At 44.3% G+C, this 12,062-nt stretch carries 13 protein-coding genes; 4 read left to right on the forward strand and 9 right to left on the reverse strand.

The genetic code is table 11. From position 1 onward, the window contains the following. Positions 1-560: 560 nt before the first annotated feature. The gene (locus tag ACFQ0C_RS00005; protein ID WP_379362744.1) at positions 561-1,694 is read right to left on the reverse strand and encodes a M20/M25/M40 family metallo-hydrolase; all 1,134 of its coding nucleotides are present in this window, start codon (positions 1,692-1,694) and stop codon (positions 561-563) included. Positions 1,695-1,771: 77 nt separating this feature from the next. On the opposite strand from ACFQ0C_RS00005, the gene prli42 reads away from it, so the two are divergent. Continuing rightward, positions 1,772-1,867: a stressosome-associated protein Prli42 gene (gene prli42 / locus ACFQ0C_RS00010; RefSeq protein WP_258215452.1), complete on the forward strand. Its 96-nt coding sequence runs from the start codon at positions 1,772-1,774 to the stop codon at positions 1,865-1,867. Positions 1,868-1,876: 9 nt separating this feature from the next. Here prli42 and ACFQ0C_RS00015 read toward each other — a convergent pair whose 3' ends face one another. From ACFQ0C_RS00015 to lpdA, 4 genes are all read right to left on the reverse strand, one after another. Then, positions 1,877-3,223, reverse strand: a complete 1,347-nt coding sequence (locus ACFQ0C_RS00015) for a dihydrolipoamide acetyltransferase family protein (protein ID WP_379362747.1) — start codon at positions 3,221-3,223, stop codon at positions 1,877-1,879. A 28-nt stretch (positions 3,224-3,251) separates the two neighbouring features. Further along, positions 3,252-4,232 carry an alpha-ketoacid dehydrogenase subunit beta gene (locus ACFQ0C_RS00020; RefSeq protein WP_379362749.1) on the reverse strand — a complete coding sequence of 327 codons (981 nt, stop codon included), beginning with the start codon at positions 4,230-4,232 and terminating at the stop codon, positions 3,252-3,254. Further along, entirely contained in the window at positions 4,232-5,245 is a 1,014-nt protein-coding gene (locus tag ACFQ0C_RS00025; protein WP_379362751.1) for a thiamine pyrophosphate-dependent dehydrogenase E1 component subunit alpha, read from the reverse strand. Before ACFQ0C_RS00025 ends, ACFQ0C_RS00020 begins: the two co-directional genes overlap by 1 nt. A gap of 129 nt (positions 5,246-5,374) precedes the next feature. After that, positions 5,375-6,796, reverse strand: a complete 1,422-nt coding sequence (lpdA, locus tag ACFQ0C_RS00030; RefSeq protein ID WP_379362753.1) for a dihydrolipoyl dehydrogenase — start codon at positions 6,794-6,796, stop codon at positions 5,375-5,377. A 237-nt stretch (positions 6,797-7,033) separates the two neighbouring features. Here lpdA and ACFQ0C_RS00035 point away from each other — a divergent pair, with 237 nt between their 5' ends. Next, on the forward strand, positions 7,034-7,303 hold the full coding sequence (locus ACFQ0C_RS00035) for a DUF2627 domain-containing protein (RefSeq protein WP_258215457.1): 270 nt from the start codon (positions 7,034-7,036) through the stop codon (positions 7,301-7,303). 157 nt (positions 7,304-7,460) lie between these two features. Here ACFQ0C_RS00035 and ACFQ0C_RS00040 read toward each other — a convergent pair whose 3' ends face one another. From ACFQ0C_RS00040 to ACFQ0C_RS00055, 4 genes are all read right to left on the reverse strand, one after another. Next, the gene (locus tag ACFQ0C_RS00040) at positions 7,461-8,315 is read right to left on the reverse strand and encodes a hypothetical protein (protein ID WP_379362755.1); all 855 of its coding nucleotides are present in this window, start codon (positions 8,313-8,315) and stop codon (positions 7,461-7,463) included. An 11-nt stretch (positions 8,316-8,326) separates the two neighbouring features. After that, positions 8,327-9,031 (reverse strand): glycosyltransferase family 2 protein, encoded by a 705-nt coding sequence (locus ACFQ0C_RS00045; protein ID WP_379362757.1) that lies wholly within the window; start codon positions 9,029-9,031, stop codon positions 8,327-8,329. 47 nt (positions 9,032-9,078) lie between these two features. Further along, complete coding sequence (steA, locus tag ACFQ0C_RS00050; protein ID WP_379362759.1) at positions 9,079-10,113, reverse strand: putative cytokinetic ring protein SteA; 1,035 nt, start codon at positions 10,111-10,113, stop codon at positions 9,079-9,081. A 214-nt stretch (positions 10,114-10,327) separates the two neighbouring features. Further along, positions 10,328-10,603: a hypothetical protein gene (locus ACFQ0C_RS00055; protein ID WP_379362761.1), complete on the reverse strand. Its 276-nt coding sequence runs from the start codon at positions 10,601-10,603 to the stop codon at positions 10,328-10,330. Positions 10,604-10,714: 111 nt separating this feature from the next. On the opposite strand from ACFQ0C_RS00055, the gene ACFQ0C_RS00060 reads away from it, so the two are divergent. Together ACFQ0C_RS00060 and ACFQ0C_RS00065 are read left to right on the forward strand one after the other, a co-directional pair. Continuing rightward, positions 10,715-11,044 carry a hypothetical protein gene (locus ACFQ0C_RS00060; protein WP_379362763.1) on the forward strand — a complete coding sequence of 110 codons (330 nt, stop codon included), beginning with the start codon at positions 10,715-10,717 and terminating at the stop codon, positions 11,042-11,044. A gap of 586 nt (positions 11,045-11,630) precedes the next feature. Next, on the forward strand, positions 11,631-12,017 hold the full coding sequence (locus ACFQ0C_RS00065) for a DoxX family protein (protein WP_379362765.1): 387 nt from the start codon (positions 11,631-11,633) through the stop codon (positions 12,015-12,017). The last annotated feature ends 45 nt before the right edge of the window (positions 12,018-12,062 follow it).

Here is a 12,062-nt window from a genome sequence, read left to right on the forward strand (position 1 = left end):
ACCACTTTCCAAATTATTTACTATATTATATCAAATTAACGCGGTGAATTGGTGAATTATATTAAAGAAAAAAAAGACTGCCGAGACTTTCTCGACAGCCTGAAAAACTCCTGCTAATAGAGGTGGTATAGCTGAGATCAGCCAAAATACGTAGAATTAGCATGAGAAATTCCATTTATATGGCTTGGGATGCTATGTTTGGGAGGAAATAACGTGACTTTTTCCTGATAATTGCGTGGGGTCACTGGGCTGCGATAACATGCTATAAACGAACCCGTAACCCGATACCCGCGGTTAGCATGCGTTAGAAAGCGACCTCGTCTCTGCTATTTACTAGTACCTAACCGTAAGAGTATCCCGGTCTCTTTTACAATGACAGCAACCTCTGAACATCTGTTCTCGCTCCATGACTTAAGCAACATTAGAAAGGGTATTTCAACTTTAGTACTGTAAATCACTAGAATTATCTTATGTGTATAAAAAAGAACCCTCCAATAATCGGAAGGCTCATTAAGCAGTTACTATAACAATGGGAAAGTTACACTTTATAAGGCAACTTCTTATGAGGCTGCAACTTCTTTAACGATTTGAACAACAACCTCGGTTACTTTAACCAAGTCCTTGATTGCAATCTGCTCTTGTGTCGTATGAATATGCTCATAGCCAACTGCCAAATTGACTGTCGGAATCCCCATACCATTAAACACATTCGCATCGCTCCCCCCACCAGAGTGGAAGGTTCTTGGAGTGCAGCCGACTTTTTTCAAAGCTTCTACTGCCAAATTAACAACAGGAGCTTCTAAATCGTACATGTAAGCGGGATAAATGATCTCACTCTGAAAATCGACTTGCGCACCCATCTTAGCTGCGGCATTCTCACATGCTTTGCGCATTGAGTCCAGCTGGCGCTCAAGCTTATCCTGCACAATACTGCGCGCCTCGGCTTCCAATTCAACACGATCAACTACAATATTCGTTGCACCGTTCACACCACCTGCGAATCGACCGATATTAGCCGTTGTTTCACTGTCGACCCGACCCAGCGTCATCTGTGAAATAGCTTTGCTCGCAACTGTAATCGCACTTATTCCTGATTCAGGGTTAACACCTGCATGTGCGGAACGTCCAGTGAAGGCAATATTGATCTTGGCTTGAGTCGGTGCAGCTACCGCGATATCTCCAATATTCCCATTGGAATCCAGCGCATAACCGAAATCAGCCTGCATCCACTTAGCATCCATCGCTCTTGCGCCCTTCAGTCCCGATTCCTCGCCTGCTGTAATGATAAACTGAATTTGCCCGTGCTTAATGTCTTGTTCCTTCAGAACACGGATTGCTTCCAGCATCGCAGCCAAGCCCGCTTTATCGTCACTGCCCAGAATAGTTGTGCCATCGCTTCGAATAATGCCATCATCGCCTATAATTGGCAATATTCCTTTACCGGGAGTCACCGTATCCATATGCGAGGTAAAAAAGATGCGGGATACGTTGGCATCCGTTGTAGCAGCTAGTGTGCAAATCAAATTGCCTGATCCGTGTCCGATTTTCTCGGCAACATCATCCTCTTCAACACTTAAACCAAGATCCTGAAATTTTTTCTTTAACACACGGCTAATTTCCTGCTCAAAACGGGTCTCGCTATCCACCTGCACCAATTCGATAAATTCGGTCACCAATCGTTTTTCCTGAATCATCTCTTTCCTCCTAAGCTGGTTTTAAGTTAAAATAGTATTACTAACAACTGAAATGTCAGTAAGAGGAGCTGAACTTGATGCGAAACAAGCTAGTGTTTAAAGTTATTATTTACTTAATGATCGCTTCCATGCTGTTGTCGACGGTATTATTTACCGTTAATTTATTTATGTAGCGCATTAACTTAATACAACTTGGATTCCTGATTATAAGACTCCATGTTTTCCTTGACGCGCTGCAGGAATCGCCCACAAATAACTCCGTCCAAAATACGGTGATCCAAGGACAAGCATAGGTTGGCTATAGAACGTACCGCAATCATATCTTGAATGACAACAGGCTTTTTGACAATCGATTCAAAGGTGAGAATAGCGGCCTGTGGATAGTTAATGATCGGATATGATGCGATAGAACCGAACGAGCCTGTATTATTTACCGTAAAGGTTCCGCCTTGCAAATCATTCAGGGACAGCTTGCCGGCTCTGGCCTTTCGAGATAAGTCATCCACTTCTCGTGCCAGACCGGCTATATTTTTTTGGTCTGCTTTTTTAATAACGGGAGTAATAACGGAATCCTCCGTGCCTACAGCAAGCGAAATGTTAATATCGCGCTTCACAATAATTTTATCAACAGCCCAAACAGAGTTCATTATAGGATAATCTTTAATTGCACTGACAACCGCCTTAAGCATAAAAGACAAATAGGTTAAATTAACACCTTCTTTTTGCCTGAAATCATCCTTAAGCTTGTTCCGAAGAAGAACAAGATTGGTAACATCCACCTCAATCATTGTCCAGGCATGAGGAATTTCTGTAACGCTTTGGCGCATCCGGGTAGCGATCATATTACGAATCGGGGTAACATCGATCAAATATTCACTCCGGCCCTCAAGCTCTTGACCTTCAACCTCTATGTTAGGCAATGGCGGATTATGTGACAAGTGAATACCTGTTGATCTTACAGGCCCTTTCGGCTGGCTCGGGATAAATATATCCCCTTTTTCAATTGCAGGAATGGCCGATTCCGTGCTAGCGGCACCACGATTCGCACTGCCGGAAGCCGCGAAGGCTTCAATATCTTTGCGAGTAATGCGGCCTCCTAAGCCAGTGCCGCGAACATCCTCGAGCCGTATTCCATGCTCAGCCGCCAGCTTCAATACAGATGGGGAATATCTGCTGCGCATGCTCACATCAGCTTCCGAAGAGACATGAACAGCGGCATCCCCTTCTGAATGCGTGACAGCATTCTGGTCGGATGATGTAGCTGCAGTGCTGCCAGCTGTCAGCTCGATGATACAAATCGCTTCGCCTACTGCGGCAGTAACACCTTCTTCGACTAACAGCTTAGTTAAACGGCCTGCAATCGGAGATGGCATCTCTGTTGTTACCTTGTCTGTGATCAATTCACACAATGCATCGTATTCCTCTATGTAATCACCCGGCTTTTTGAGCCATTTGCCTATAGTTGCTGAGACGAGACTTTCCGCTAGATGTGGAACCGTCACTTCCATTTCTCGTTTATTTCCGCTCATATGATTTCCTCCTTTATCCCGTTTCCCTCTAAAACTCGGCTAGCTCACGCATAGCATCCTTAATCTTATCCGGGCTTAATAAGTAAAACTTCTCCATGGGTGGATTCATCCCAACTGCGGGTACATCTGGAGCGCACAGTCTCTTAATAGGAGCATCCAGTTCAAAAAGCAGTTCCTCTGCAATAATCGCCGATACTTCTGCTCCCACTCCGCCTGTCTTATTATCCTCATGGATAATTAATACTTTACCCGTTTTGGAGGTTGCTTCCAGAATAGCTTCCTTATCTAGCGGCTGTATCGTGCGCAGATCCAAGATATGCACGCTAATACCTTCCTTGGCTAACTCCTCAGCAGCTTGCAACGCGTATTGTACGGTAATACCGTAGGAAATAACGGTAATATCCGTTCCCTGTCTTTTAACATCAGCTTTCCCGATTTCGATTACATAGTCGCCTTCAGGCACCTCGCCGGTCACTCCGAGATAGCATTTTTTATGTTCAAAATAGAGCACAGGATCAGCGTCCCGAATAGCCGCTTTCATCAAGCCTTTTGCATCGTAGGGGTTTGACGGAGCTACCATTTTCAAGCCTGGGGTTCCGAAAAAAACGGATTCCGGACATTGCGAATGATAGAGAGCACCACCACCAGTTGCACCATAAGGCGCACGAACAACAATCGGACAATTCCAATCATTGTTGGAGCGGTAACGAATACGAGCCGCTTCGCTTATAATTTGATTTGTGGCCGGAAAGATAAAATCTGCAAACTGCATTTCAGCTATAGGTTTCATTCCGTACATGGCAGCGCCAATAGCAACCCCAGCGATGGCTGACTCTGCCAACGGGGTGTCCATAACTCGATCTTCACCGAATTTATCACGCAGCCCTTTGGTTGCATTTAGAACGCCGCCTTTACCTACATCCTCACCTAGTACAAATACGGATTCATCCCGCTCCATCTCTTCAGACATGGCAGAACGGATGGCTTCCAAATAAGTAATAACCGCCATTACCGCACCTCCCCTTCTTCTGCATACACATGTCGCAGTGTGTCCTCAGGTAACGGAAAAGGAGCCTGCTCTGCATAACGTGTAGCATCCGAAATTTCCTGCTTCAGCTGTTCCATAAGCTCTTCTTCCTGTTCATCGCTCCACAAGCCACAATCAACAAGATATTTCCTGTATTTCGGAATTCCATCCTTCGCACGATTCTCTTCCACTTCTTCTTTTGTACGATACAGCATGTCGTCATCGGATGTCGAATGCGGCGATATACGGTACATTACAGCCTCGATCAATGTAGGGCCTTCGCCGCGGACTGCACGCTCACGTGCTTCCTTCATAACGCGATAAACCTCCAAAGCGTCGTTGCCGTCTACCTTAATTCCCGGAAAACCATATCCGGCCGCACGCTCTGCTATACTTCCAGAAATCTGTTTATGAAGAGGAACCGATATGGCATATTGGTTATTCTCACACATTAATATAACAGGCAGTTTATGAACACCGGCAAAATTGCAACCCTCATGGAAATCGCCTTGATTACTTGAGCCTTCTCCGAAAGTTGCGAAGGATACAAAATCCTGCTTCTTCATTTTTGCAGCCAAAGCAAATCCGACAGCATGTGGGACCTGCGTTGTCACTGGGCTTGAGCCCGTTACAATATTGAGCTTTTTATGGCTAAAATGTCCAGGCATCTGCCTTCCGCCGCTGTTCGGATCCTCTGCCTTCGCAAATACCGAAAGCATTAATTCCTTAACAGACATACCCACAGAGAGTACAAACCCATAATCACGGTAATAGGGCAGGAAATAGTCTTTGCCTTGCTCCAAAGCAAAAGCAGCTGCCACTTGAGCAACCTCTTGACCAATACCGGAAACGTGAAAACCAATTTTCCCTGAACGCTGCAGCAAAAATCCCCGCTCATCAAACTTTCTTGCTTTTTGCATAAATCTATACATCTCAACTGCGCGCTCGTCAGACAGTCCAAGCTTGCGGTGCTTTGATAATTGTCCAATAGACATGGGTGCAACCCCCTTCTAACATCCATAATTATTACTAGGTACTAATACTTACCTCTATAAGTATATTATAAACCGTTTTAAATATGAACACAATTTTTATAATGAATAAATGAACCGCCAACTTCGCTATTATATCCCAATAGCACGGCCATCCACGGCCAGCATAGCTTCTCCTAATGCTTCAGACAGCGTTGGATGTGGATGAATCGTTTGTCCGACCTCCCATGGGGTTGCATCCAATACCTGGGCAAGAGCAGCTTCGGAAATATAATCAGTTACATGGGTGCCAAGCATATGTACACCAAGGATATCATTCGTTTGCTTGTCTGCAATGACCTTAACAAACCCGTCGGAATCGCCATTAATCAGAGCTTTTCCAAGCGCAGAAAAAGGAAAACGTCCAACCTTAACCTCGTGTCCCCGCTCTATTGCTTGCTGCTGTGTCCAACCAATAGAAGCAGCTTCTGGACGCGTATAAATGCAGCGTGGCACTTGATGCGCTCCGAACGTATGAGGTTTCAGCCCGCTTGCGTGTTCCACTGCAATAATGCCTTCATGACCAGCGACATGGGCAAGCTGAAGCCCGCCATTAACATCGCCGATAGCATATATGTGTGATTCGGTAGTCTGCATGAACTCATTAACGCGAATCGCACCCTTGTCGAGCTTAATATCTGTTCCTTCCAGTCCGATTCCTTCTACATTGGCTTGACGTCCGACACTTACCAATACCTTGTCCGCATGGAGCTGCTGCTGCTCGCCCTTGCGTTCAACCTGCACGGTTACTTGACCTGCTTCGACTCTAGTGTCTTCCGCTATAACGCGGGCATCGGTCAGCACTTGAACTCCCCTCTTCTTGAGAATCCGCTCCATTTCTTTGGAAATGTCAGCATCCTCAGTTGGCAGCAGTCGTGGAGCATACTCAATAACCGTCACTTTAACACCAAAGTCACTTAACATGGAGGCCCACTCTACACCAATAACGCCGCCTCCAACTATGATTATCGAGGAAGGTAATGCTTCCAGCTCCAACGCTTCATCACTGCTAATAATGAAGCTGCCGTCCACATTTAAGCCGGGCAGCTGCCTAGGTCTCGATCCAGTTGCAATGATCAGCTTGTCAGGTGTCAGCGTAATAATCTCCCCATCGTCTTGCTCAACGGATACAACTCCGCTTCTCGGTGAAAATATCGAAGGACCGATGATGCGCCCATTGCCATAAAACACTTGTATCTTATGCTTGCTCATCAAGTACTGGACACCTTTATGTAGCTGTTCCACTATGTTGAGCTTGCGTGATTGTACTTTGGGAAAATTTAATTGTACGGAGGAAGCCTCAATACCGTATTTATCGCTAGCAAGCATGGTTGCGTACACTTCTGCACTGCGCAGCAATGCCTTACTAGGAATACAGCCGCGGTGTAAGCATGTCCCTCCGAGTTTTTCGCGTTCCACGATGGCAACCGTTTTTCCAAGTTGTGCGGCCCGGACGGCTGCTATATATCCTCCCGTTCCTCCTCCGAGGATGACGATGTCAAAAGCTTGCGTCATATATTTTCAACCTCCTATGAATTTTGCGCAGCAATAGCTACTTTGTAAGCATTAGCCGAGATTTGCGTAGCAAAAGGTACTACATAAGCATTATGCTTAATCTATGATTCTCCTATTGTAACCTTATTTCATGTGATAAATATAGTACAATTTGCGAAAGATGAATGAAATATGAACAATAATATGGTACTTTAAAACATGTAGTTTTGCACTATGCAGGAAGAAAAGGAGCCCGGCATGAAAGTTATGATTGCCCGTTTTATCGCTGTATTGATGTTAGTTATTCCCGGAATTATGGCTACTTACGGATTTTTAGCAATGAAAGATGCTTGGTTCGCCCAGTTCGGAGCAATTGAGGCGAATCCTCATATACAATGGGGAAAGCTGGTCATTGGATTGATCTTATTTTTGGCAGGGGTTTCTTACCTCGGCGGGTGGATTTTCTTCCGTGACCGCAAGCGCAACTATGTCGCTCCCCGCTTTAAAGTAAAGCGTAAAAGACAATAAAAGCCTTCACCAAAGATGGTGCGACTCTTATGTATATCTCTTGAAAAACTCCAACAAGGAGTTTTTCTTCTTTATGTTCACTTTTCAATACTAATCGGAAAAAAACTCTCATGATTCTTCACTGTAAATGTCCTTGATATCGTTACATCTTTTTGGGTTAAGCTCTTCCTTGTCGACCCAGAAGATCAAACCAATGAAGCAAACGGTTACGTTCTATAAGAGTACTCAGTGAAGTTCGCCATGTCAATAAATGTAAAAAGAGCAACAAGATCAGCAGTATTGTCTGCAACATCCACCCTGCAGAGAGAATTGCCCAACAGCCCGCTGCAAAGCCCAACATATTCGCTCCCGTGTCACCCAGCATCAGCTTTCCCCGCAAATCCGGTCCAAACAGCAGGATAGCCCCGATCATCAAAGGAAGAATAAAGGGTACAATCCACAGCCCAAAATTGTCAGCAGAAAATAGAATAATAACAGACAAGGCAAAAAAACATTTCAATGCACGCCCAGGCCGTAAATCCAATAAATTCATCCCATTAGTCATAAGCATGAGCAAAAGAGTGCAGCAGCCCCACTGTAAAAAGGATAATTCCGTTAGCTGCAGCACAAACACCATTGCAGTTATTGCTGTTCCTGCCGCTTTTAGCAGCCCAGTGCTTACCAGCCTGCGATCCTTCCACAGCCTCCAATGTTCCGCAATTCCTTTTACTTCTTTAATTCCAACAGCATCATCAATAAAGCCTAATAAGCCTATTACACTAAGACTCATTGAATATGCCAAAAACTGGTCGTAGTGCTGGGCTAAATAGGAAGCGTCTGTTTCCCATAACCTTCCTCCAGCCGATATGATTACCGTCTCCACCAATAAAAGAAGCCATAACAGCAAACCGCATGCTGTTGGAATTGCTTCCCCCAGGTAATTCTTGTCGAATAATCCATGCGCGTCCATAAACCTTGTCACCAAAGGCAGCAAAGCTAAGCCTACCAATGCCAGTACTCCGCATTGAAGCATTATTCCCACTATCAGCATATCGGCTCAGTCCAACGCCGCCATAAGGTTTCTCCGACTGCACACAGTTGTTTTCCACGATGCAGCCAGCCCTGCATATCCCGTCCCGTTTCCCTATGTGCAAATGGAATCATCAGCTCCTGCACCTTGTAGCCCAACTTCACCGCATCTATGGTCAGTCCAACCTCTACGCCAAAGCCACCGGAGACTCGGCCGATTCGCTCCATCACTTCCCGTTGAATAGCCCTTTGTCCAGATAATGGTGCCATAGCTTCAAATCCAGACAATCGGTATACTCCGTGCTTCGCCAGCATTTTGACAAAGCCCAGACCTCCCCGTTTTTTTGCTGCAGGCAGTCGTGCAATGACCATATCCGCCTGTTTAGCACGAATAGGTGCAATAAGATTATGAAATTGATTCGCAGTTGCTCCCAAGTCAGCATCCAGAAACACTAGTACACTCCCTCGTGATGCGATTCTTCCAGTATTCATTGCCGCCCCTTTACCACAACGATAAGGATGGCGAACAATTAGATCCGCCCAAGGCACTGCTCTCGAATAGGTTTCATCTGTACTTCCATCATCAACAACAATCAATTCGCAATAATAGTCTTTTGCTTCTTCGTCGGCAGACTTATAGATAGCTTTCAACGTTTCAGCGATATACATTTCCTCATTCCAAGCAGGGATAATAATCGATACATGCGGCTTTATTTTCATATATGAATCCCCTTTCCCCATTAAAACGAGTCCTTTGCAGCTCTGAACTAATTGGAATCCCTTGGAGCTTCAGTTAATCTCGCTATTCCTTTGGCATCAGTCAGCTTATCACCAACTTTCATACGGACAAGAATAGTGCTGCCCATTCCTTGTCTGCCTTTTTCCAGGAAATCATACATACTGCTATGTAAGCCAACTGTCACAATTTGTTCGCATTGATGGTCGTAGGATAGCAGCAAGGCCATATCCTCACTAGTCCCATATGAAGACAATGACACTGCATGGAGACCCATTGCTTCCAGCCGTTCCATACCAGGCGCTTCGCCATTGCTGAAGGCATGTACGATAAGCTCAGCGCCGCAATGCAAAGCTGAATCTGATACGCTATCCATATCGCCAATAATAATATCGGGTACATAACCTTGCTCCAACAGTGCGTCAGCTCCGCCATCCACACCAATGAGAACGGGATGTTGCCGTCTTATGTATCCGCTAAGTGCTGCCAGGTCTTCTTTATACTCCCGACCTCGTACGACGATAAGAACGTGCCTGCCTGCCAATACGGTGCTCATTTCCAGACATTGCAGCGGCTTAAGAACAACTTCTTTTTCAAGCTGAGCATAGGTTAATGTATTATCAATAAACTCACGCAACTGTTCATGCAGTAAATTTTGGGCAGAAGTATTTAAATGCAGCCACTTTTCTATTGTAAAAACATTACACGGAATAATTAAATCATCGCCCACTACGATTTCATCATTGTTTATCATGAGCTCTTTATGATTTAAAATCATAGGAAACCAAATGGGCTCTATCTCAACAATCGGGATACCACTTTTCAATAATAGTAAGGGACCGTATCCGGGAGTTTTACCTGACATCGTTTGACCAGCATTAATAACTGCCCTAACACCGGCTTGGATTAATCCATCCGCAGCCAATTCATCCAGATCGTCATGGTGTATGACAGCGACGCTTCCTGGCGATATATGCATAAGCAGTCTTTTGGTTAACCGATCCGCTTGTGCTATCCCTTTGGTGACCTTGGAATGCTGAAGTGAATGCCTTTTGCTTACTGCCATCGATCAGCACTTCGCTTTCTCCTGCCACCTCCGTTTTGCAAAGTAATTCCGATTCTGCATTTGAGGTGCTGGCATTAATATGACTCCATTTCTATTTTCTGTCTAAAGAATCATTCTCATGCATGAAACAAAATCTATTTAAGAAATTTGAATACATAAAAAAACAAACCTAGGCTTGTTTCACCTGGTTTGCCCTTGTCAATCTACTATTCATTCAAAGCTTCAAATCTCCCTGGAACCAGTTCGCATATTCGGTAGCAGCTAATTTTTCTAAAACGTAGTCCTTTATGAGTGCGCGTTCTTCTTGCTTGAAGCTATACTTGCAGTCATTTCCGTTAAAATACAATCCAAGCTCCTGAACAGTCCCATCCTGCAATGTGTCCAATTGAACCACATAAAGCTCGTCAGGCTCATCTGCAAAACGACAGCCCGCAATTATAGTCAATTGATCACTCTGTATGGATTCTAACTCGCAATAGTCGAAAATCATAATTAAACCTCCATTTTTTGTAAATTAAACCGATTGATCAACAATATTCTACAATTTATGCATTTTTACTATGCTATAATAAGGTCAATCTTAGCGTAAGGAGTAGGGACAATGCAAAATATATGTCAAAAAATTGTTCGGGTTCAGAATGGTCTGATAACGGAAATTTATGATGGACTAATGTATCGCGACTTCACTGATAACGATACCGCATTGAAGGAACTTTTGATGGATGACATTGGATTGGATTTCGATTTCATATTAAACACTTACGAGAAGCTTATCCATGATTTATCCGTCTCCTTTCCCCAGCTTCAAGGCTTTATTAATGAACAGCTTCCCGACGGTTGGTTAGTTAGGGCCGAACAACGCTATTCGGATACTCAGTCCCTTCTCTCCCCTCTCCTTGTGTCAGACAAGCATGCAAAAACCTCTCAATAAATTGAATGAATTCAATCCATTACATTAAGAACATAACTTCTTATAGGTCAAGAGCTTGCTTCTTCGAAGTTCAGGAAAGTCCGACGGTTCCTTAAAGCCGGCGGGCTTTTTCTATGTGCTTTTTATTTCTTTTCCACAAACATTCCTTGACAGGAATATTCCCGATAAAGTATATTGAAAATATGAATTTCACTCTTTGGCGCTCTTGCCGTGCCCATCGATTACACATTGTCGAACACTTGCGTAACGGTCCCCTTTGAGTGGCGGAAGTTGTCAATCAGCTTGGCCTCAACCGACCTCAAAACTCCAAGTATTTTCGGGTGCTTCGTGAGGCCGGACTCGTTGAGTGCATGCAGCCACTAATCGACGGATCTACAAATTGCGGCCTAATCCTTTCAAGGAGCTTGACACCTGGCTGGAATCCTACCGACGAATTTGGGACGAAAGATTCGATCGATAGGACAATTATCTGCACAAGTTGCAAGGAAAGGAAGTGAATAATGAAGATTTGAAACATGCATCTCAACAGAAAAGGTAATACTGAATCTATGGATTTACTTACCCATGGGAGGGAATGATAATTAAGATGAAAAAATTAACAATTGGCTATTGGATCTGTACAATACTTACAGTAGCATTAATGGGTGTGGGAGCTATTCCAAATTTAATGTCTGTTCCCGATGCAGTTACATTATTTGTTCATTTAGGTTACCCCGCTTACCTGCTTCCTTTTCTAGGGGCTGCCAAAATACTAGGGGTTGTAGCGATTCTTGTTCCAGGCTTTCCTCGAATTAAGGAGTGGGCTTATGCCGGCTTGGTTTTCGATCTAGCCGGTGCCGCATATTCGACCTTGGCTGTGGGCGACCCTCCGATAGGACTTGTGTTTTTCCTGATAGGATTCCTTGTCATATTTGGATCTTACTTTTTATACCACAAAAGACTTAAATCAGCTCACCTGAATAATACCAAATAAACTTAACCATTATAGAGTTTCATTTTAAAAAAACAAGCAAAATTT

The sequence above is a fragment of the Paenibacillus sp. GCM10027630 genome (assembly GCF_042676305.1).
Lineage (GTDB): Bacteria > Bacillota > Bacilli > Paenibacillales > NBRC-103111 > Paenibacillus_S.